The organism is Chroogloeocystis siderophila 5.2 s.c.1, assembly GCF_001904655.1.
In the GTDB taxonomy this organism is placed as follows: domain Bacteria; phylum Cyanobacteriota; class Cyanobacteriia; order Cyanobacteriales; family Chroococcidiopsidaceae; genus Chroogloeocystis; species Chroogloeocystis siderophila.
This window is the reverse complement of the sequence record NZ_MRCC01000019.1, coordinates 74,614-96,314: the sequence shown is the minus strand read 5'-3', so window position 1 is coordinate 96,314 and position 21,701 is coordinate 74,614. Positions and strand designations below refer to the sequence as shown.

Sequence of the window (21,701 nt, the reverse complement as noted above, 5' to 3'; positions counted from 1 at the left end):
AACGACTACTCACTCACTATACGCTTCCATTGGCAAACACGAGCAAACAAAATTGCGATCGCCATAAGCATTATCAATTCTTCCAACGGTAGTCCAGAATTTGTATTCGCGAGTCCACGATGTGGGATAAGCAGCTTGTTCGCGAGAATAAGGATGTTGCCAATCTGAAGAAATTAAAGCATCGGCAGTATGCGGGGCATTTTTCAAAACATTATCCTGCCTATCGACTTTACCCACCTCAATTTCTGCGATTTCTTGGCGAATTTGAATCATCGCCTCACAGAAACGATCCAACTCGGCTTTTGATTCGCTTTCAGTTGGTTCTACCATCATTGTGCCAGCAACCGGCCAAGAAACTGTAGGCGCGTGGAAGCCGTAATCCATTAACCGCTTGGCGATATCATCTACCTCAATTCCGGCAGATTTTTTGAGCGATCGCAAATCTAGAATGCACTCATGTGCAACTAACCCTGATTTACCTCTGTACAATACTGGGTAGTAAGGTGCTAAACGATGGGCAATGTAATTCGCATTGAGAATCGCGACTTTGGTTGCTTGCGTCAACCCTGCTGCGCCCATGAGTGTAATATACATCCAGGATATCGGTAAAATACTCGCACTTCCCCAAGGTGCAGCAGCGATCGCGCCTACGCTTTGTTCGCCACTAATTTCTACCACTGGATGACCTGGTAAAAACGGCACAAGGTGCGTAGCAACGCCAATTGGTCCCATTCCTGGACCGCCACCACCATGCGGAATACAGAAAGTTTTATGTAAGTTTAGGTGACACACATCTGCACCGTAATCGCCAGGACGACAAATTCCCACTTGGGCATTCATATTTGCCCCATCCATGTAAACTTGTCCGTCGTGGGCGTGAACAATCGCACAAATATCTTTGATTTGTTCTTCAAAGACACCATGCGTTGAAGGATACGTGACCATCAACGCCGCAAGTTCGTGACTGTATTTTTCGGCTTTTGCTTGAAGATCGTCTAAGTCGATATTACCTTGTTTGTCGCAGGCGATCGCCACAACTTTCATTCCCGCCATGACTGCGCTTGCGGGGTTTGTTCCGTGGGCTGATTCTGGAATTAGACAAACATGACGATGCGTTTCACCGCGACTTGCGTGATATTGACGAATTACAAGTAACCCTGCGTACTCGCCCTGCGCACCTGCGTTTGGTTGCAGTGAAATTCCTGCAAAACCTGTAATTTCAGCTAAAGCTTGTTCGAGTTGCGCGAATAAAATTTGATACCCTCTGGTTTGGGACAAGGGTGCAAACGGATGAATTTTACCAAACTCCTGCCATGAAATGGGTAACATTTCAGTTGTTGCATTCAACTTCATCGTGCATGAACCCAGAGGAATCATCGATGTTGTCAGCGACAGATCTTTCGCTTGCAGTCGGTAAATATACCGCAGCATTTCAGTTTCAGCATGGTAGCTGTTAAAGACAGGGTGCGTTAGATAGTTGCTACTGCGAATAAAAGGTTTGATTTTTTCAAGTGCAAATTCGGGAGTTGCTAACTCCTCTAGCGCAAATGATACTTCACTTCCGGCAAAAACTTGCCACAAATCGTATAAATCGGCTTCGGTTGTTGTTTCGTCTAAGCTAATAGCGATCGCACTTTCACTAATCGTCCGTAAATTGATTTGCTGTGCTAAGGCTGCTTCAATGATTTCTGTAACCTGTTCGGGTTCAAGGTCAATTCGTAACGTATCAAAGTAGTGTTCTGAAGCAATAGTGTAACCTAAATGCTTTAGACCTTCAGCTAAAAGAACAGTTAGCTGATGAACGCGTTGAGCAATATTTTGCAACCCTTGTGGTCCGTGATAAACCGCGTACATTGATGCCATTACAGCTAATAACACTTGGGCTGTACAAATGTTACTTGTTGCTTTTTCTCGCCGGATATGCTGTTCTCTGGTTTGGAGTGCAAGACGTAGCGCCGGCTTACCATGAACATCTTTTGAGACGCCAACGATGCGTCCTGGGATTTGTCGCTTGTATTGTTCTTTTGTTGCCAAATAAGCTGCATGCGGACCGCCGTAGCCGAGGGGAACCCCAAAACGTTGCGTACTTCCAACAGCAATATCAGCCCCAAATTCTCCAGGTGGTGTTAGTAAACATAAACTTAAAATATCGGCGGCGACGGTGACTAAAGCCCCTACTGCATGGGCTTGTTCGACAAAGTGACGATAATCGTAAATTTTGCCATCACTCGCTGGATACTGTAACAACGCACCAAAAATCGTATCATTAAATGTAAACGTTTGATGATCACCAATAATAATTTTAATTCCTAGCGGTGTCGCGCGAGTTTGCACAACGGCGATCGTTTGCGGATGGCAATCTTGCGAAACAAAGAAGGTGTTTGCTTTGTGCTTACACACTCCATAACTCATTGCCATTGCTTCGGCGGCTGCGGTAGCCTCATCAAGAAGTGAAGCATTTGCTATTTCTAAACCAGTTAAATCAATGATTGCGGTCTGGAAGTTTAGTAACGCTTCGAGTCGTCCTTGTGAAATCTCTGGCTGATAGGGAGTATAAGCTGTGTACCAACCAGGATTTTCTAAAATATTACGCTGAATGACAGGCGGGGTGATGCAGTCATGATACCCCATGCCAATAAACGAGCGAAAGACTTGGTTTTTGGAGGCAATTTCTTTGAGTTTGGCTAAAGCTGCGTATTCACTTTGCGCAGGTTCTAGCTGAAGCGGTCTATTAAGGCGTATTGCCTGCGGTACGGTTTGGTCGATTAAAGCATCAAGCGTTGCCAAACCCAATTCATCAAGCATTTGCTGAATTTCTTCTGGCTTAGAACCGATATGCCTTTGTGCGAAAGAAAAAGATTCTTGGGCTGCTTCTACCAGTTGCTGACAAATTGAACCAGTACCAGAGCGATAAGCTACCACAGACTGCTCTCCAGACACGACTTCTTCTTCATATTCTGCAACATTATTTTAAATAAGGAGAACTAGGGAAAAGATAATTATTCAATCTCATGAATTTTTCTTACCTCATATCATCCCTAGCCTGAGTCGCTCACTACTCGCCTTCTACTTGTGCCTGATACTCATCCGCAGACATTGCATCGTCGAGTTCGCTAGAGTCGGTAATCCGCACTTTTAACAACCAACCTTCACCGTATGGATCATCGGCTAACTGTTCAGGTGCTTCGACGATCGCATCGTTACGCTCCACTACAGTACCACTAACGGCGGCGTACAAGTTTTCCACTGCTTTCACTGACTCAATTGTGCCAAAGCTTTCTCCTTTGATTAAGGCGTCACCGACTTCGGGCAATTCGAGAAACACGATATCACCTAATTGATCGACGGCGAAGGCGCTAATCCCAATTGTGGCGATATCGCCATCTAACCGTACGTACTCGTGAGAATCTTGATATTTTAAATCGCTGGGATATTCCAGTGCCATGTGTAACCTCAACAATAAAAGTATTGATACCTATGTCGTTTCTACAGCGTAAATTCATTAAGCTGTAGCGTTAATCGAATGCAGCATCGTGCTAGCGCCCATTATTTCATAAAAATCCGAAACGATTTTATGTTGATAACCGCGTTTTTGACCGATAGAATGGGCGTTTAACAACGATCGCCGGATACAATTTACCGCGAATCTCAACGTCTAGCTGCTGTCCTATTTGACTCAAGGAAATAGGAACATACGCCAAAGCAACAGGATAACCTAGTGTAGGCGAGAGTGTACCGCTCGTGATTTCGCCAACAACTTTTCCTTGCGATCGCACTTGATAGCCATGACGCGCAATATTTCTTCCTTCAAGACGCAATCCGACCAGTTTGCGTTGAACTCCGTGGGCTTTTTGTTGCGCCAGCACTTCACGTCCGATAAAATCTTCTTTAGAATCTAAATGAACTAGCCAGCCCATACCAGCTTCGAGGGGTGTGGTCGTTTCATCAATATCTTGTCCGTAAAGCGCCATTGCGGCTTCGAGTCGTAGCGTATCGCGCGCGCCAAGTCCGCAGGGAATAACACCAGTATCGTAGAGCGATCGCCATAGTTCTATCCCGATAGATATATCAACCATTACTTCAAAGCCATCTTCTCCGGTGTAACCGGTTCGCGCAATAAACCCAGGTTGACCAAGAACAGTTGCTTCAAGATGTCCAAATGCTTTGAGCAAAGATAAATCTTCTTGGACAAAACCCTGTAAAACTGTCACTGCTTGCGGTCCTTGCACAGCAATCAAAACTTTTTCTGAAGAAACATCGTGCAGATGTACGTATTCTGAATCAATATTTTGCAAAATCCATGCTTTGTCTTTACTAGTGGTTGCCGCATTCACAATCATGACGCCGCGTTGTTCCCCAGCATCCTCACCTTGGTAGTAGAAAATAATGTCATCAATAATTCCAGCTTGGGAGTTTAACAATACAGTGTATTGCGCTTGACCTGGTTGCAGGCGATTTAAATCGGAGGGAACTAAACGCTGTAATTGAGAAATCAACTGCTTTCCGCGCAAAAGGAATTTACCCATGTGGGAAATATCAAACATCCCCACTGCAGTACGTACCGCTTGATGTTCTTTACTAATACCAACAAACTGCACGGGCATTTCCCAGCCACCAAAGCTAGTGAGTCGGGCTTTGAGTTCGAGTGCGAGTTGATATAAAGGTGTTTGAGCTAACGGTAGCGCTATTTCTGGAATTAACTCTTCTTGATTAGCCACAGACAACCTATTGAGTTACTAAACATCTTATATATCGTAAGCCCAGTCTTTATGTGAATTGGTAAGGGGTAATATGGGTGTTAATTCAATAGACTTCTTGCATGAATCACAAATACCCTCCGACTGAAGTCGCGGCTATTTGAACAAAGTTGACGAGCGCACACTATAAGCAATAGATTTGAGGAGGTAAGGCATCTCTTACATGTAGTCCATCTCCATGGCTTTGTTTGTTGAGTAACGAATTGATTTGCAATTCTTTTCATGCAGGAGGTCTAATAAAGTAAAGCCCTCTACTCTCTACACTCATTGTGTCTATCTAAAAAACTCTGATCTCTCATGTAGTATTCAGCCAAACGCCACATAAAATCATTGCGCCGCCGAATACGGCTAACGGTGAAAGAAGTTGACCAACTAAGAAAATAGCAAAAATTGCTCCGCATACTGGTTCAATCATTGCTACTAATGTTGCTACGCGTGCCGGAATCTGGCGCACTCCCCACAAAAACAAACCAAAGGGAACAACAGTTCCCAGCACAACAATATATGCAACTGCGGCTAAATCAACAGCATTCAAGCTCAGCACTTTCTCCCAAGGAGTGAAAGGTAAACTCAAAATACTACCAACTCCCGTCCCGATCGCTAATACAGTTAACGGGTGGGCGCGCATTCCCATGCCTAAATAAGAAAAAGTAGCAAACAAGAAAGCCGAAGCAAGACCATAAGCGATTCCCAATCCCCCTGCAAGTCCTTGCGGACCTACGACTAGAAAATAGGCGCCGACTACTGCAAATCCTAAGCCGAATAATTTGGGTCGAGATAAACTTTCTCCACGCACCAAAGCATATAAAGTAAGTAACACTGGAGCCATGTACTGCAAAAATAGCCCCGTTGCCACACTCGATAGATGAATTGCTAAATAGTAGCTAACTTGAGTGAGTGTCAGCGCTAATCCGATCACAAAAAGGCGGGGAAACTCTTTATTCTGTGGCGGAAAGCGCCAGACAAATGGCAAAAGCACTAAAAAGCTACCGAAAAAACGTAACGGTACAAGTATTGCAGGTTCTAACGTTCCTCCCATTAAAAGCCCAGCTAACGCCCCAGCAAACCCCCATAAAAGTGCAGCACACAAGACTTGAATCATTTAACTGTAGACACCCTTGCAAAGCGATTCCTACTCTAGCGCATCACTCCTGTGGTGTTGCTTTGAACTTTGTTTTGAACTTTGTATAGACAGGAAGCAGATATGTTGATTAGCTTTCAATTAAGTTAATTTTTATTGATTTTTCTTAAAATAGAGATATCAGCTTTAAAATACTTGAGATTGATTTCATGTCTGCATCAAATATCCAGTCACGCGAATCTACAGCACAAAAAGCCTCAAATTCAACATCCTGGAAAATTAAGCTACTGTACGATGGTGAATGTCCACTGTGCGTGCGCGAAGTCAACTTTTTGAGAAAACGCGATGCTGGTCGCGGGCTTGTCGCATTTGTCGATATTGCGGATGAAGACTATAATCCTGAAGCGCATGGCGGCGTAGACTTTGAAACTGCGATGGGGCGAATACATGCAGTACTTCCTGATGGCACAGTCATCAAAAATGTAGAAGTTTTTCGCCGAGTTTACGAAACTTTAGGAATGGGTTGGGTTTACGCAATTACTAAGTTACCTGTTATTGGTGCTATTGCCGATATGCTGTATGGGATCTGGGCTGACTGGCGGTTACGGCTGACTGGGCGACCAGATTTAGCAGCAATTATTGCCGATCGCCAAAAGCAGTTAGAATGCAAAACACAAGGGCGCTGCCAGATGTAATGAATTATTTTGATGCCCGACAATACGCACCTGCAACTGTGCGCAATCGCGAACCGATTCTAAAGATTTTACTCAAAGTTCTGCCGCCGACAGGTACGGTGTTAGAAGTCTCTAGCGGAACTGGAGAACACGCCGTCTTTTTTGCACCGCGCATTCATCCGCGCAAGTGGCTACCGTCTGACCCAAATCCAGCCGCACGTGCAAGTATTATGGCATGGCGCGAATACACTCCTAACGCGGAAAATCTTTATCCGGCGATCGCTCTTGATGCGTGCGATCCTATATGGACGGTCGAACAACAATCATTAGACATTGTGGCGATTGTTAATATTAACATGATTCATATTGCGCCTTGGGCGGCTTGCTTAGGATTATTTGCAGGAGCAAAGCGTATTCTTCCTCCTGAAGGTATATTGTATCTCTATGGACCTTTTAAGCAAGGTGGTCAACATACAGCAGCAAGTAACGCCGCGTTTGATGCGAGTTTACGCACACAGAATCCCGCCTGGGGCGTGCGAAATTTAGAGGATGTCGTCGAAGTTGCGAAAACGGAAGGTCTCGCACTTGGCGAAACTGTGGCGATGCCGGCAAATAATCTTTCGGTAATTTTTAAAAAGTGCAATTAGCAAGTGCACTATAGCCGACAGAGAATTCTATCATAACTATATCAGAATTTTATGGCATGAGGACTCGTCAGAAGTGCCGGAATCAAGTATTATCAGATTACTTTCAATTTTATATTTAATTAATCATTGCGATTAATTAATGCACACCATGAAGATTTGGTGAGCGGGAAGGGCAATTACCAGATTAACAAGCGAGTGCAGTTTGAGCTAAAAACGCGATCGCGTTTAATTTGCTGCACTTCTAAATCGGGGATTGATGACGCGCTGTTAGGGGGCAAGGTCTATGCTGCAATCATTAAAGAGATTTTGCGGAATCGCCTGCTTTGGTCAAATAAATATTTACACTAGCAAAAAGTGGTGTCAGGCTTTAAGCATTACGCAAGCTAGAGCAGCGGTTGACGATCAGTTTTCTATAAATAAACTGGCGATCGCAAAGCATTATTTCACTCTTGATTACGACTAACCTTTACCAAACCAGCAAATCCCGTGTTAGAAGCGTTTATCCTGGCAACGATATTGTGCGGTTTTTTCGGCATAATTTTTAAAAAAAACCTTGTGATGAAAATTATCTCAATGGATGTGATGAGCACAGGGGTTATTGCTTATTACGTGCTGATTGCCTCAAGAGATGGTTTACATACACCAATTTTTTCAAACGTCAAAAAAGGTATCTACGCCGATCCAGTTCCTCAAGCAGTGATCTTAACGGCAATTGTCATCGGCTTTTCGATTCAGGCTTTGATGCTAGTCGGTGTAATGAAACTGGCACGAGATAACCCAACATTGGAAAGCAGCGAAATCGAGAAGAACAATATGCCATGAATACATTGACAATCGCCTGGATTGTGCTACCGCTATTTACAGGGTTTATTGTTTATTTAGTTCCTCAACTAAATCGATATCTGGCGCTCGGTATCAATTTGCTGTCGCTTGGATATGCGTTGCAAGTATTGATTGCCGAGTCGCCGCTGACACTACAATTACTTGATAACTTTGGTGTCACACTACAAATTGATCAGTTAAGTGGCTACTTCATATTGACAAACGCCTTAGTCACAACAGCAGTAGTTCTCTACTGTTGGCACACTGATGAGACGGCTTTTTTCTATATGCAGACCATTTTTCTGCATGGCAGCTTGAATGCTGTATTTATCTGTGCAGATTTTATTAGTCTGTACGTAGCGCTAGAAGTCATTGGAATTGCTGCGTTTCTCTTGATTGCCTATCCACGAACTGAACGATCAATTTGGGTAGCATTACGCTATTTGTTTGTTAGCAATACAGCAATGCTGTTTTATTTAGTGGGTGCAGTGTTAGTTTATCAAGCAAATGATTCGTTTGCTTTTGCAGGTATAGGCAACACACCAATCGAGGCACTAGCTCTAATCTTGGTAGGACTATTAACCAAAGGAGGAGTTTTTGTATCGGGAATGTGGTTGCCGCTAACTTATGCTGAATCAGCAACACCAGTAACGGCATTGCTTTCAGGAATCGTGGGAAAAGCTGGGATTTTTCCGCTGGTGCGTTACGCTTTGATGTTGGATGAGGTCGATACAATCGTCAGAATCTTTGGAGTTGGAGCAGCACTGCTAGGAGTGATCTACGCAGTCTTTGAAACAGATACCAAGCGTACATTAGCGTTGAGTTCGCTGTCACAGCTAGGCTGGATTCTCGCCGCACCTGAAGTCGGAGGCTTTTACGCGCTGGCGCACGGACTGGTCAAACCAACACTCTTTTTGACCGCAGGAGCTTTACCAAGCCGAAATATCAAGGAACTGCAACACCAGCCGCTCAATACCTCACTCTGGATTGTTTTAGTGGTCGCCAGTTTGTCGATCTCTGGTTTTCCCCTGATGGTTGGCTTCGGCGCGAAAATCTCAACCCTGAATAATGTGTTGCCCTGGCAAACAATCGCTATGGATGTTGCGGCTGTAGGGACAGCAATAGTGTATGCCAGATTTATCTTTCTACCCCATCACAGACAAGCAGGGCAGGAGATCAAGTTTGGTTTTTGGGCAGCTATAACTCTGTTAATCGGCGGGCTAATCGGTGCAAATATTTTTTATTTCCAAGCGTATACGGTGGCGAATACGATCAAAGCACTAGCAATCATCGCTATTGGATGGTTAGCATATGGTCTGATTTTCAAGCGATCGGTATTGAAGTTACCACGTGTACTAGAGGACTTTGAGCATCTCATTGGTGGGATGAGTTTAATGTTGATTCTGGTGTTTTGGATGATAACTACATGACTGAGTATCTCAATCTCATCTTGCGGCTAGCCATCTGGTTTCTGCGCGAGAAAAGGTGCTTACGCCGATTTAGTTTTGCAAGCAGTAATCTTGACGGCAATTGTGATTGTTGTTTCGATTCAAGCTTTCATGCTAGTTGGAGTCATGAAATTGGCACAAGATAACCCGACTTTAGAAAGCAACGAAATCGAGAAGAATAATATGCCATGATAAATACCTTAACGATCGCCTGGATTGCCTTACCATTATTTATCGGGTTTGTCATTTATCTTATCCCCAAACTTGACCGTTACCTTACACTGGGTGTAACGCTAGTTTCGATGGGATATGCGTTACAAGTCTTGATAGCGCAGTCGCCGCTGACACTGCAATTACTCGATAACTTCGGTGTCACGTTGCAAGTCGATCAGCTAAGTGGGTACTTTATCTTAACCAATGCACTCGTTGCGACGGCAGTTACTCTCTACTGTTGGCACACCGATAAGACAGCTTTTTTTTATATGCAAATTGCTATTCTGCATGGCAGCCTGAATGCGGTGTTTGTCTGTGCAGATTTTATCAGTTTGTATGTAGCACTAGAGGTGATCGGGATTGCGGCGTTTTTGTTAATTGCCTATCCTCGAACTGAGCGATCGCTATGGGTAGCTTTGCGCTATCTGTTTGTCAGCAACACGGCAATGCTATTTTATCTAGTCGGCGCGGTACTTGTTTATCAAACACATCATTCGTTTGCGTTTGGGGGTTTGCGGGGCGCCCCAACCGAAGCACTCGCGTTGATCTTTCTGGGACTCTTGACAAAAGGTGGAGTTTTTGTATCTGGGTTGTGGCTACCGCTAACACATTCTGAATCCGAATCGCCAGTTTCCGCGATGCTATCGGGAGTTGTCGTTAAAGCAGGTGTGTTTCCGCTGGTACGGTGCGCGCTGATTTTGGATGAAGTGGATGCGATCGTTCGAATTTTTGGCGTTGGGGCGGCGCTCCTTGGCGTGTTTTATGCAATCTTAGAAAAAGACACAAAGCGGACGCTGGCGTTGAGTACAGTTTCCCAGTTGGGCTGGATACTTGTTGCACCGAGTGCGGGGGGGTTTTATGCGCTGGCGCACGGGGTAGCTAAATCTACGTTATTTTTAATCGCAGGGACTTTACCTAGCCGCAACTTTAAGGAACTTCAACAAAAACCACTAAATACTGGTTTGTGGGTTGCTTTGGTAATGGCGAGTCTTTCAATTTCGGGATTTCCCTTATTCGTTGGTTTTGCGGCGAAGATCCTCACGTTGAAAGATCTGTCACCCATCTATATGATCGCGATGAATCTTGGTGCCACCGGAACAGCGATCGTCTACGCTAAATTTATCTTTCTGCCGCGTGGAGGTAGCGACAAAATCCGCTTTGGTTTGTGGTTAGCAATAGTACCGCTAATCGCAGCGCTGGCGATCGCCAATGTTGCGTACTACCAAGCATATACCGTCGCGAATATCATGAAAGTCCTCGCGATTATTGCTGCTGGCTGGATTGCATATCTTCTCGTTTTTCGACGCTTAGAACTCAGGCTACCGCGCGTACTTGAACAATTTGAGCATTTGATTGGTGGTATGAGTCTGATGTTGATTCTACTGTTTTGGATGGTATTTACATGACAGGATATCTCAATCTGATTTTACGACTCGCTATCTGGTTTTTACTCACCGCTAATTTCAGCGCGGTCAACATCATCATCGGTATTAGCGTCGCGCTGCTATTGCCTCACAGCCACAAATCTCGCGCCGCATTAAAAGATTGGCTGCGGGCGCTTTGGGAGATTGTTATGGCGCTTCCACAGGCTTATATTGAGGCAGTTGAAATTATGTTCCGCCCGCATACCCAAGAAGTGGTGACGATGGAACGAGTTCCACCACGCCGGACACCAGGACTAATCTTTCTAGATATTTTTCTGATCACCTTTACGCCGAAAACGATTGTCTTGAAATACCACGAAGACGGCTGGTACGAAGTTCACCGCGTACAACGGAGGAAAAAAACATGAACTTGGTACTTATCGCAATGATTCTGGCGTTACTCATACCGACTTACGCAGCGTGGCGTGATGATGAAGTTTGGCAGCGAATGTTGGCATTTGCGAGTATTGCGACTAAGACGGCAATTATGGCACTCGTTGTCTCTGTCTTTCGTGATGATTGGATGATTGGAATTGTCGCGGTCATTATTTTGAGTGTGGGTAACGCCGCGTTAATGCTACTAGCACACGTGATTAAACGCATGCAAGATGTTTCAAATTCGTAAAATATGATTGACTTATTGAGTTATATATGCCTTGGCATAGGAATTGTTTTTTGGTTTTGGGGAACCTCGCACCTATTGGGCAGGCGCTCAATATTGTTCAAATTGCATAGCCTTTCGGTTGCAGATACGCTGGGTTCTATGAGTATCATCTTCGGACTACTATTGAAAATTCCCAGTGAATGGCCATTGTTGATCCTGGCGATTATCTCCTTAGCAATTTGGAACACGGTGCTGGGATACGTGCTGGCATACTGTTCGAGTAGCGGAGATAGCTATGAATGATTTCTATATCTATGCGATCGCGGCTTTGTTGCCATTGAGTGCCTTTATGTTGGTATTTCAAGTCAATCCATACCACGCTTTAGTGATTCGCGGCATCTTGGGAGCAATCGCCGCGTTGGTATATGCAGTTTTAGGTGCGGCGGATGTGGCTTTAACTGAAGCGTTAGTCGGTACTATGCTGGCAATTACGCTTTATGCAGTTGCAGTACGTTCATCGCTCGTTATGCGGCTTGGTGTTCTCAAGGATGAGTCGAGTGCCGCCGAGGGCAATCGGTTTGGGCAACTTCTCGATCAGTTACGCACAATTTTGCGCAAACATCATATGCGGCTGGAAGTGTTTCCCTACACTGATATGCAGGCTTTAGAGCAAGCACTGGTTGACAAAGAAGTTCATACAACGTGCGTTTTGCGATCGCCTTCTCAGGCGCCACCTTATCACACTGTCACCAGAGTTCAACGCCTCTACGAAATTATGCAAACCGAACTCGCATCGCCAGAGACAAGCCTCACTTATGTCAATCCATTAGACGCAAAGGAGAATCATTCATGAAGTGGGTCTACATTGCGGCGGGAATTGCAATGTTTGTCAAAATGCTGCTCATTCCTAATCCAACACTCAACTTAACAGATGTCTCGATTGTTGAATTAGTTGTGCAAGATAGTGGAGTACCCAATGCAGTATCCGGTATTATTTTCCGCAATCGCTTGTATGACACGATTTTTGAGGTTGTTGTATTTACAATCGCAATCTTGGGCGCTTATTATCTGCTCGCTAACGAAAAGCCAACAACGACGATCTATCAATTTACAGATCAACCATCAATCGTGCTGGCGCGTCTAGGTGCAACGATTACGGCATTAGTAAGTATCGAACTCGCAATTCGCGGGCATTTAAGTCCTGGCGGTGGTTTTGCTGCTGGCGTGGCAGGGGGAACCGCGATCGGTCTTGTAGCGATTACCTCACCCTCAGTGTGGATGCAGGCACTCTACAAACGCTGGCACGCTGCTACGTGGGAAAAAATTTCCGTCTTGATTTTTATTGCACTAGCAGTTGTTACACTCAGCGGAATCGAATTATCACACGGACAGTTAGGCACACTTGTCAGTGGTGGGGCAATTCCTTTACTCAATATTCTAGTCGCCGTTAAAGTCGCGTTGGGTTCTTGGGCAGCTATTTTACTGTTTATTCGTTATCGTGGATTATTGTAAGTCGATGGTTAGAAGCACAAGTTAAGCGATCGCTTTTTACGCGCGTACAGAGGTTCTGATCTCAACACTATACAATCTGACGCAAGCCGCATAAAAAGCAATCAATCAGCAAGCCTAGGCAATAGCTTGCAAGATCCCAAGCGTGTGCTGTCTATGATGCAACGATTTGAGCAGCAAATTTAATTCAACTGATTCAATGGCAATGTATACATTCCTAGCTGACCTGGAACACTTTGCCAGCGTCCTTGTTTAGCCCCATTCCACAATGTTTTGCCAACTTTGCCTTTTGCTTGTGTCAAAGCTTTTCCTGCTATGTCGCCGTACAACGCTTTTGCAACTATCTCTGGAGTTAGTATCTCACCAGCTTTTTCCTGTATAACAGTAGTCACTGCGCCAGTGAAACTCATTCCATGATAACGCGGCAACAGTGATGGTTCTGACTCGTTGTGGGATATGTGCTTAGGAAGTGGCTCGTCTTGATTTTGGTGAGGATTCGTTTTTGTACCTTTAGTCTCTTGTTCAACTAACGTCAAGTTAATCGTGTAACAACCAGGCGAATTAGGTACTTTATCCCATAATCCTTTTTCCACTCCTTTGCGTAGAGTGTCGTTCATTCGTAACTTTTCTGCTTTGAGGTCTTCAGCATTAAGTTCACCGTGCAAAGCACGAATGATGTAATCGACGTGTAGAATACTTCCTTCATTTTTTTGCAGTAGCTGTTCAACGGCTTCTGATTTAGTCAGGTGTTGATATTGTGGGACGAGTGGTGTTTTTAAAAAGCGCGATTGTGGAGGAGGCGCTGATGTTGTTTGATGCTTAGAATCTAGTGGCTCGATAAAATCGGATTCTAAATGCTGTGCTTCTGGAGTAGAGACGGAGGTTTGGATCTGTGGATGTGGAAGTTCTTGTGCGTCTTGCTGTTGCAGTGATGAGCGATCGTCCTCATCCGTAATAAGTGTTAATCCTTCATTCAGCTGTTTTTGGGCTATAGTCGTTGATTGAACAGCGATCTGTTGTTCGTTGTGCTGTAATACTAATTGGTCTGCGAGTAATGCATTGATGTGCGCGATCTGCTCTTTAGCATTTTGGGCTTGTTGTTGCTGCTGTGCGTACAGCGTTTGATAGTGTGCTCTCAGTTGCAGTAAGCTTTCTATATGCTGGTTTTCAACTAAGCGATCTGCTAACAAGGCGTTGAGGGAATTGAGTTGAGCGCCAGCGTGAGAACTCGCGCGATCGCACTTTTGAACAACCACCTGGTAGTGTTCGCGCATTTCAATTAAGTTTTGAATGAAGTGATGATTTTGAGGCATTGTTAGCGATTGAACTCCTGCTTCTAGCTAGCATATTCTTTACAGCAGTATATTATTCTTAGCCTATGCCATCTAAGAAAGTTCATGTAAGAGAATACACCGTTAAAGCACACGAGCGGGTGATTCATACGCGCCTGTACAAGTTTATCTGTAAACAATGTAACAAAGATGTTGAACGCGAAACTTACGGTCCGCGTCCTTTATACTGCGAGCAATGTCGCCCAAGGATAACTCACAGCACCAAAGTAGCTAAAAATAAGAAGAAGCCTAGACCTGTATTGGTCAAGCAGCAGAAACGTCGTGTAGGTTAGCCAAGTTGGTTTGATTGAAGCTACTTTGACGCAAAAAGTTGGATACTCTGTCGTTCACATTTTTGCCGAGTTATCACTGTGTATAAATTCCAACAAGAACAGCAATGTCAACAAATCTGGTTTGTTGGAATTATTGCAAACTTATCTACTAAAGCGTGGAACGTATGGTGGATCAAACATTCAGTACAGTAGTCAATTTGCTAATCATGCTATTTGTGATGCGATGGCGATCGCGACTTAATCAGATAGCAATCATCAGACTATTTAAAACCAGTGTTAGTGACAAAGGACAATCAGTCTACAATAGTCTAAGACCGCGTAAAAATAAACCGTAACGTTGAATTTATTTCTGTTAGTAGTATCGCTGAATACTTACCGAATTAATATTTAATTCTATCTGAAGGAAGCTGTTATTTAAAGTAAGATAAGCTTATTAATTAACTATTAATTGGACGACAAGCTTACGTTATTTGCCCATTAATTACCATTTAGCTAAGTAGACGGAGAATTTGAATCATAGACTGATAGATATTAAGATTGCTAGTTGGAGAAGATTTACAATAAAACTGCAAGATTTAGTCGGCAAAAATCTTAGTCATTCTAATTTTATGAATTCTGAATTTGAATTTGTTAGATCTCCACATTTTGCAATGTCAGACGATGCTATTACTTTCCTCAACCGTGCAACAGAGACAGCTTGGCAACTATATTGGGATAAAGGAAAGCTAATGATAAATGTGCCAAATCATAGTTTTCAAATTTTCCCCGATAACCTGACTAGATTCCGACCTGTAAATTCATTAATTGAGCTAGAATTTGAGTTTAAACAATCTGCCTCAAATTATCCTTGTTTCATGCATATCTATGCTAAGAGCATAAAACGGGCTACGTTTGAAGCTGTTAATTCCGATCAATTGGATATTTCAAGTCTAGCAACCCACTTATTAGCTAATAAATAGAAGATTTTACTACTAGAGGCGATCGCTTTTACTACCTATGCATGAAGAGTGGAACTATCAAGTGCAAAGCGCCAAAGACCACTCAAGTGATCGCAAAATAACTTGGTAGCATGACGAGTGTATCCGTCTGCTGCTTTGAAGGCTGCGCTACGCGCGATCAGCTTGAGCGTAAGGCATTTACGTCGCCGCATTGCCAACGCATACGTTATCAAGATTACGTTTTATGGAACCAAAACAACTAAGTCAAGAACTGCGTCAAGGAAAGAACCCTAATTATGAATCGTTGGCGAGCAATTATTGGCTTGTCTATGCTCGGCGGTTCGATGGGACAACTCGTTACACTTTATCAAACTGAAATTATTGGTCACTTACCTGATCCTCCAGGACAAGAATTTTTCGATGCCGATCGCGTGGATGCATCTAACTACGCCTACAGCCGATTTAATTCACCTGATAGACCAATTATGGTGCTGATGCGCTCACTGGAATGGCTTGCTGCGGCTGGAGGTTTGGAACGCGAGGGTAAACCCGCTGATACCCATTGCAATAGGTATTAAAATCGTGTTGGATTATGACGCACTTGAATATATTGAGAGAGATTAGAGCATTTTGTGAACCCTGAATCTTAGTTAATAAATTTGGCGATCGCATCTTCTTTGAACCTGAACCGCCTTGTAACGATATCAAGTGACACAAAGCATCCATTAATCAGCAAGGCGCAAACAACGCTACCTGAAATTTCGTGCGGAATTGGGGCAATTATGTTGAGCTACATCACCTTTGTGGTGATTTAGGTGTTATTTAGATTATTTTCATAGAGGAGTCAAGATGGTTACAAGCATAGATGATACAAAGCGCTTGACGATTGGTGAAAGATTAGCAGACTTGAGGGCATTTTAGGATTTAATTATTTCCAAATTTAATTATTTCCAATGAGCAAAAACTTATAGATACCTGCCCTTACGAAGTTATTCGCGAATGTCTTCAAAATATGCTGAATGATCACCAGCAAAACATCGGTATTTATCGCTACTGTCATCGTGCAATACAGTATTCAAGCTGAACCGAGTGCAGCAACGCAGATATTTATTCCGCAATTCGAGCAAATGATGTCGGGAGATGAGTTTACGTTTTATCAAAAGCTCATTCACCACGAACTGATGAAGCATGGTCAAGCAATGAGCAAAATCATGATTCACCAAGCGGCTCAAGTAGTAGGGGCTGATATTAAAGTAGCAATTGCTCCGCTGAATACTGTCAATTTTGAGGGACGCGCTCATCAGGAACAACTTAAAGGGATGCTCGAACAGGTGGGTGTCCGTGAAATGACCGGTCAAGATGCAAAGCAAGGAAGAAGGAAGATGGGCGCGGGTGCAAGATGCGATGATCGCTGCCTTGTCGGGTGTTGCTGGTAGTGTCGTTACCTGCCTGCGGTGATGTTCTAGACTTGTGGAAATAGAGAAAATCATACAGGTGTTATTGCTAAATTTACAGCATGGTTTTGGAACCCGTTCTTTGTCCGGCTTGTGAGAGTGATAATGTAGTGAAACACGGTCGAGCTGAGACAGGTAAACAACGCTATAAGTGTCGCACCCGTGAGTGTAATCGCAGTACCTTCATGCGAGACGATGTTTATCGCGGCTACTTGCCAGATGTTAAACAGCAGATTGCAGACATGGCTGTTAACGGCAGTGGTATCCGAGATACTGCCCGTGTGCTGAAGATTAGTCCCACAACTGTGATTGAAGCATTAAAAAAAAGATCGTCCCATTGAACGCAAACATCTCACCTTGCCAACTCGGATTAAGCGGTTAGCTCGAAAAACGATTTGCTTGTCCAAGTCCATTTGGTTACATGATGTGGTCATTGGTCTAATTCATCAATCGCTATGAATTTGGCTTAGACATCTAAACTTGATCCACCAGTCTAGAACATAACCAATGTAAAGTTATGCGCTCAAGATTGATTTGATTCTAATCTAGAGTGCTAAAAAACTTGTTTTCCCCGCAAAGCTTTGAGACTTGCCGCCTGCTTTAGTACTCGTTCGCTCACACGATCACACGCTAATTCACAAAATTCAAAAATCATCGGGTCAACAATTTTGTAATAAGCACTTGTCCCTTTAGCTTGACGCGATAGAATACCGGCTTGAGTTAACACTTTCAGGTGTTTGGAAAGGTTCGTCTGTCCTAAATCAGTTGCTTCAGCTAGTTCCATAACATTCATTGGACCTAATTTTAGACAAGTTAAAATCTGCAAGCGACTGACTTCTGAAAGCACCTTGAAATAGTCTGCTACAGCAGTGAGAATTGTGGGATCGGTCTTTTGTGGCTTGATTTTAACCATAGATATATATATATACTGTGGTAGTTAGTATGATAATAGTTAAATAACTAATTGGTTATTGTAGCTAAGTAGCCAGTAACTCTTATACTAAGTGAAGATTCTGTCAATGAATGTCACGTGCAGGTTATTTTGTAGACCAACCAAAGCGTCACAACATCACCATCTCATTGTCATAGCACTGCCACACCAAGTTAGTATGCTTGTTTTTAGTAGCCATAAATCTACTGCTTCTTTTTGTTCTGACTAATAATGCCTTCTTGCATAGACAGTAGAAGGCATTTTTGTTGTAAAAATCCCCTTTTTAAATAACCAGATAGTGACTAATCACCCGTCACCATTTTTATCATCACTAATCAACCGAATTTAATTATGACTAGGGCTATATATTAAGAATCGTGAAGGTAATGGCTTGAACGCTGGAAACCTAATAATCTCGTGGATAGACTAGGCAACAGTGCAAATGTACTGTTATTTCTTAGATATATTTCAAGTGTGGCGCTATAGCCTAGATGATTCCAGTTCAACTCACGCTGAAAAATTTCTTAAGCTACCGCGATGCAACCCTGGACTTTTCGGGGCTGCACATTGCTTGCATTTGTGGATCGAATGGTGCGGGTAAGTCTTCATTACTCGAAGCCATGACTTGGGTAATTTGGGGGCAAAGCCGCGCAGCTTCTGAAGACGATATTATTCACACCGGTGCGCAAGAAGTTCAGGTAGACTTTATCTTTATCAGTAACCAGCATCAATACCGCGTGATTCGGACGCGCCATCGCGGACAAAGCAGTTCGCTAGAATTTCAAATTGCGACACCGAATGGCTTTCGAGCTTTGACAGAACGCGGTGTACGGGCAACGCAGCAGTTAATTTTAGAACACATCAAACTTGACTACGATACCTTTATTAATTCGGCGTATCTCCGCCAAGGACGCGCTGACGAATTTATGCTCAAGCGTCCGACTGAGCGCAAAGAAATTTTAGCAGAATTGCTCAAACTCAATCAATACGACGATTTAGAGGAAAGAGCAAAAGACTTATCGCGCTCATTTAAAGCGCAAGCTGAGCAATTAGAGCGCACTCTAGAAGGAATGCAAAGCTCGTTGCAGCACAAAGAAGCGATCGCACAAGAACGCGCAGAGTTAGAAGCACAACACAACCAGCTACAACAAAAGCAAGCATTTGACACAATTCAACTGCAAAGCCTACAAGTTATTCAACACCAGCGACAAACTTGGGAACAACAGCTAGTTTTTTTACAACAGCAGTACCAAAACTTGACGCAAGATAGCGATCGCCTAGCCGAAGAACGTCGCGCCATCAACGAACAGCTATCAGCGATTGAAGAAACGCTGAGTCATACCGACGAAATTCACGCAGGCTATGCTAAGTATGAAAGCTTGCAAACTGAGGAAGAAACGCTTTCTGCCAAATTTCAAGAACATTCCCGCGCTACGGTGCAACTTCAGCACTTACAGCAGCAACTCGCCCAGCAAATCAACGAAATTCGCTCCTCACTTCAACACGCCGAAGGACAACTCGCCGCTTTACAGCAGCAAGAACAAGAAATTCAGCAAACGTTGCAAAAATCGAGCGAAGTTGAAGCAGGGTTAGCGCAACTCGCCGCCGCGCGTCATCGGCTAGCGCAGTTAGATCAACTGCAATTGCAAGTGACACCGCTACTGCAATACCGCACATCGCTGCAAACACAACTCGAACGGGTTCAAGCACGAATGCAAGCGCGACTCGAAGAATTGCAAGCTTCTCAAAATCAACTTACTCATCAACAGCAACGCCAACCGCAACTTCAGCAAGCGGTGATGGATGTCGCAGTTCAACTAGAGCAACTCGAGAAAAAGCGCGTTTACCTCGAACGAGTCCGCGAAAAAGGACAAGAACGGCGTCATTTTATGGAACGCCTACAAGCGCATCAACGCGACTACGAAAAACAAATGGGGGAATTAGAGCAAAAGCTGCAAATGCTGCAAAACCCCGACGCAACGTGTCCGTTGTGCGATCGCCCGTTAACGGAACATCATTGGCAACGTGTTGTTGAAAAAACTCAAACCGAACAACAAGAAATTCAACAGCAGTTTTGGGTGATCCGCGAACAAATGGCAGTATCCGAACGCGAAATTCAGGTATTGCGTCAAGAATATCGCGAAATCTCGCAACAAATTGCCGGTTACGATGCGTTAAGAGAACAACGCGGACAACTCGCAGCGCAACTCGCAGCAACCGATGACGTACAACGCCATTTGCAGCAGATTATTGCAGAAAAACAGCAACTAGAGCGATCACTAGCTGAAGGTGATTATGCGCGCGACAAACAAGAAGAACTGCGACAAATCGAGCAACAATTGCAACAGTTAAACTACAACGAGCAAGAGCATGCTTTAGCCCGCAGTGAAATCGAGCGGTGGCGCTGGGCAGAAATTCGTCAAGGACAATTGAAGGATGCGCAAAAACGCTTGTCACAAATTTTACAACGGCAACCACAGATTGAAGCACAAATTGCCGAGTTAAATCAAAAAATTGTTGAGCAGCAAACGCATTCAGAATGCGCGCAACAAATTGCAGTTTTAGACGCAAAAATCAAGACAATTAATTATGCACCTGAACAGCATAACGCGCTCCGCATCGCCTTGCGGAAGGCGCAAACGTGGCAAATTCGCTATCAACAGCTAAAAAATGCCCAAGAGCAGTATCCGCAATTTCAAGCGCGATCGCAAGACCTCAAAGAAGCGATTCAAGCAAGAAGCGCGGAACGTCAAGTTCTGGTTGCGCAAATCGAGTCCCTAACACAGCAACTCGAACAAACACCTTTACCTACCGCAGAAATTCAAACCTTAGAACAGCAACTTGCGTTTCGTCGGCGACAGCTTGACGAGCAACTCAGTCATTTAGGGCAACTTCAGCAACAGTTTAACCACCTTGAAGCCCTACAAGCACAATACGAACAAGGACAACAACAACTACAAGCAATAAAACAACGCCACCGCGTTTATCAAGAATTAGCGCAAGCCTTCGGGAAAAATGGCATTCAAGCATTAATGATTGAGAATGTCTTACCGCAACTCGAAGCCGAAACGAATCAACTCTTGGCGCGGTTGAGTGCGAATCAATTGCACGTTCAATTTGTGACGCAAAAAGCTGGGCGGAGTGGAACGCGCAAAAAAGCGACTAAAATGATCGATACGCTCGATATTCTCATTGCCGATGCGCGCGGCACAAGACCTTATGAAACTTACTCAGGAGGAGAAGCGTTTCGGATTAACTTTGCGATTCGTTTGGCGTTGGCTAAACTGCTCGCGCAACGCGCCGGAGCCGCACTACAATTACTGATTATTGATGAAGGATTTGGGACGCAAGATCAAGAAGGATGCGATCGCTTGATTGCCGCGATCAATGCGATCGCAGGTGATTTTGCGTGTATTCTGACAGTGACGCATATGCCCTACTTCAAGGAAGCGTTTCAAGCCCGAATTGAAGTTGCTAAAACCCAAAATGGCTCGCGCCTCAGTTTAGCAAGTTAAATAACGTCATAAGATGACCGAGAGGCATAGAGAATCCCTATCTGGAAGAAAGTACTACTA

General features: G+C 44.0%; 24 protein-coding genes and 2 pseudogenes. 19 read left to right on the top strand and 7 right to left on the bottom strand.

Annotation, left to right across the window (positions count from 1 at the left end; genetic code table 11):
- Window positions 1-9: 9 nt before the first annotated feature.
- The 4 genes from gcvP to NIES1031_RS19830 form a co-directional block, all read right to left on the bottom strand.
- The gene (gcvP, locus tag NIES1031_RS19845) at window positions 10-2,880 is read right to left on the bottom strand and encodes an aminomethyl-transferring glycine dehydrogenase (RefSeq protein WP_236738920.1); all 2,871 of its coding nucleotides are present in this window, start codon (window positions 2,878-2,880) and stop codon (window positions 10-12) included.
- A gap of 175 nt (window positions 2,881-3,055) precedes the next feature.
- A complete protein-coding gene (gcvH, locus tag NIES1031_RS19840) occupies window positions 3,056-3,445 on the bottom strand; it encodes a glycine cleavage system protein GcvH (protein WP_073551196.1) in 390 nt (129 codons plus the stop codon).
- Between the two features lie 127 nt (window positions 3,446-3,572).
- Window positions 3,573-4,718, bottom strand: coding sequence for a glycine cleavage system aminomethyltransferase GcvT (gene gcvT / locus NIES1031_RS19835; RefSeq protein ID WP_073551195.1), 1,146 nt, complete (start codon window positions 4,716-4,718; stop codon window positions 3,573-3,575).
- 334 nt (window positions 4,719-5,052) lie between these two features.
- A complete protein-coding gene (locus NIES1031_RS19830) occupies window positions 5,053-5,859 on the bottom strand; it encodes an EamA family transporter (RefSeq protein ID WP_073551194.1) in 807 nt (268 codons plus the stop codon).
- Window positions 5,860-6,047: 188 nt separating this feature from the next.
- Between NIES1031_RS19830 and NIES1031_RS19825 the strand changes: the two genes are divergently transcribed.
- The 12 genes and pseudogenes from NIES1031_RS19825 (at window position 6,048) to NIES1031_RS19775 (ending at window position 13,182) form a co-directional block, all read left to right on the top strand.
- The gene (locus NIES1031_RS19825) at window positions 6,048-6,533 is read left to right on the top strand and encodes a thiol-disulfide oxidoreductase DCC family protein (RefSeq protein WP_073551193.1); all 486 of its coding nucleotides are present in this window, start codon (window positions 6,048-6,050) and stop codon (window positions 6,531-6,533) included.
- Complete coding sequence (locus NIES1031_RS19820) at window positions 6,533-7,159, top strand: DUF938 domain-containing protein (protein ID WP_073551192.1); 627 nt, start codon at window positions 6,533-6,535, stop codon at window positions 7,157-7,159. The genes NIES1031_RS19825 and NIES1031_RS19820 overlap by 1 nt, the downstream gene beginning before the upstream one ends.
- A gap of 283 nt (window positions 7,160-7,442) precedes the next feature.
- A complete protein-coding gene (locus tag NIES1031_RS23995) occupies window positions 7,443-7,622 on the top strand; it encodes a hypothetical protein (protein WP_143167832.1) in 180 nt (59 codons plus the stop codon).
- A 23-nt stretch (window positions 7,623-7,645) separates the two neighbouring features.
- Window positions 7,646-7,981: a cation:proton antiporter subunit C gene (locus tag NIES1031_RS19815; RefSeq protein WP_073551191.1), complete on the top strand. Its 336-nt coding sequence runs from the start codon at window positions 7,646-7,648 to the stop codon at window positions 7,979-7,981.
- Entirely contained in the window at window positions 7,978-9,411 is a 1,434-nt protein-coding gene (locus NIES1031_RS19810) for a cation:proton antiporter (RefSeq protein ID WP_073551190.1), read from the top strand. The genes NIES1031_RS19815 and NIES1031_RS19810 overlap by 4 nt, the downstream gene beginning before the upstream one ends.
- A gap of 60 nt (window positions 9,412-9,471) precedes the next feature.
- Window positions 9,472-9,621: pseudogene (locus NIES1031_RS19805) on the top strand (NADH-quinone oxidoreductase subunit K); the annotation flags it as partial.
- Entirely contained in the window at window positions 9,621-11,048 is a 1,428-nt protein-coding gene (locus NIES1031_RS19800; RefSeq protein ID WP_073551211.1) for a cation:proton antiporter, read from the top strand. The pseudogene NIES1031_RS19805 and the gene NIES1031_RS19800, both read left to right, overlap by 1 nt.
- Window positions 11,045-11,434: a Na+/H+ antiporter subunit E gene (locus NIES1031_RS19795; protein WP_073551189.1), complete on the top strand. Its 390-nt coding sequence runs from the start codon at window positions 11,045-11,047 to the stop codon at window positions 11,432-11,434. The genes NIES1031_RS19800 and NIES1031_RS19795 overlap by 4 nt, the downstream gene beginning before the upstream one ends.
- A complete protein-coding gene (locus NIES1031_RS19790; protein WP_073551188.1) occupies window positions 11,431-11,691 on the top strand; it encodes a hypothetical protein in 261 nt (86 codons plus the stop codon). Before NIES1031_RS19795 ends, NIES1031_RS19790 begins: the two co-directional genes overlap by 4 nt.
- A 3-nt stretch (window positions 11,692-11,694) precedes the next feature.
- Window positions 11,695-11,973 (top strand): monovalent cation/H(+) antiporter subunit G, encoded by a 279-nt coding sequence (locus NIES1031_RS19785; RefSeq protein ID WP_073551187.1) that lies wholly within the window; start codon window positions 11,695-11,697, stop codon window positions 11,971-11,973.
- Window positions 11,966-12,523: a DUF4040 domain-containing protein gene (locus NIES1031_RS19780; protein ID WP_073551186.1), complete on the top strand. Its 558-nt coding sequence runs from the start codon at window positions 11,966-11,968 to the stop codon at window positions 12,521-12,523. Before NIES1031_RS19785 ends, NIES1031_RS19780 begins: the two co-directional genes overlap by 8 nt.
- Window positions 12,520-13,182, top strand: coding sequence for a Na(+)/H(+) antiporter subunit B (locus tag NIES1031_RS19775; RefSeq protein WP_073551185.1), 663 nt, complete (start codon window positions 12,520-12,522; stop codon window positions 13,180-13,182). Before NIES1031_RS19780 ends, NIES1031_RS19775 begins: the two co-directional genes overlap by 4 nt.
- A gap of 179 nt (window positions 13,183-13,361) precedes the next feature.
- On the opposite strand, the gene NIES1031_RS19770 is transcribed toward NIES1031_RS19775, so the two are convergent.
- Window positions 13,362-14,492: a hypothetical protein gene (locus NIES1031_RS19770; protein WP_073551184.1), complete on the bottom strand. Its 1,131-nt coding sequence runs from the start codon at window positions 14,490-14,492 to the stop codon at window positions 13,362-13,364.
- Window positions 14,493-14,557: 65 nt separating this feature from the next.
- On the opposite strand from NIES1031_RS19770, the gene NIES1031_RS19765 reads away from it, so the two are divergent.
- The 3 genes from NIES1031_RS19765 to NIES1031_RS19755 all read left to right on the top strand — a co-directional run bounded on the left by NIES1031_RS19765 (window position 14,558) and on the right by NIES1031_RS19755 (window position 15,762).
- Window positions 14,558-14,803, top strand: coding sequence for a hypothetical protein (locus tag NIES1031_RS19765; protein ID WP_073551183.1), 246 nt, complete (start codon window positions 14,558-14,560; stop codon window positions 14,801-14,803).
- 25 nt (window positions 14,804-14,828) lie between these two features.
- Complete coding sequence (locus NIES1031_RS19760; RefSeq protein WP_143167831.1) at window positions 14,829-15,044, top strand: hypothetical protein; 216 nt, start codon at window positions 14,829-14,831, stop codon at window positions 15,042-15,044.
- Between the two features lie 367 nt (window positions 15,045-15,411).
- On the top strand, window positions 15,412-15,762 hold the full coding sequence (locus NIES1031_RS19755) for a hypothetical protein (RefSeq protein WP_218596878.1): 351 nt from the start codon (window positions 15,412-15,414) through the stop codon (window positions 15,760-15,762).
- A 35-nt stretch (window positions 15,763-15,797) separates the two neighbouring features.
- On the opposite strand, the gene NIES1031_RS24530 is transcribed toward NIES1031_RS19755, so the two are convergent.
- Window positions 15,798-15,974: a hypothetical protein gene (locus NIES1031_RS24530; protein ID WP_218596877.1), complete on the bottom strand. Its 177-nt coding sequence runs from the start codon at window positions 15,972-15,974 to the stop codon at window positions 15,798-15,800.
- 63 nt (window positions 15,975-16,037) lie between these two features.
- On the opposite strand from NIES1031_RS24530, the gene NIES1031_RS19750 reads away from it, so the two are divergent.
- From NIES1031_RS19750 to NIES1031_RS19740, 3 genes and pseudogenes are all read left to right on the top strand, one after another.
- The gene (locus NIES1031_RS19750) at window positions 16,038-16,319 is read left to right on the top strand and encodes a hypothetical protein (protein ID WP_073551180.1); all 282 of its coding nucleotides are present in this window, start codon (window positions 16,038-16,040) and stop codon (window positions 16,317-16,319) included.
- A gap of 441 nt (window positions 16,320-16,760) precedes the next feature.
- Window positions 16,761-17,177 carry a hypothetical protein gene (locus tag NIES1031_RS19745; RefSeq protein WP_218596876.1) on the top strand — a complete coding sequence of 139 codons (417 nt, stop codon included), beginning with the start codon at window positions 16,761-16,763 and terminating at the stop codon, window positions 17,175-17,177.
- Between the two features lie 80 nt (window positions 17,178-17,257).
- Window positions 17,258-17,654, top strand: a pseudogene (locus NIES1031_RS19740) (IS1 family transposase).
- 94 nt (window positions 17,655-17,748) lie between these two features.
- Here NIES1031_RS19740 and NIES1031_RS19730 read toward each other — a convergent pair.
- Window positions 17,749-18,108, bottom strand: coding sequence for an ArsR/SmtB family transcription factor (locus tag NIES1031_RS19730; protein WP_073551178.1), 360 nt, complete (start codon window positions 18,106-18,108; stop codon window positions 17,749-17,751).
- Between the two features lie 509 nt (window positions 18,109-18,617).
- On the opposite strand from NIES1031_RS19730, the gene sbcC reads away from it, so the two are divergent.
- Complete coding sequence (gene sbcC / locus NIES1031_RS19725; protein ID WP_073551177.1) at window positions 18,618-21,641, top strand: exonuclease subunit SbcC; 3,024 nt, start codon at window positions 18,618-18,620, stop codon at window positions 21,639-21,641.
- The last annotated feature ends 60 nt before the right edge of the window (window positions 21,642-21,701 follow it).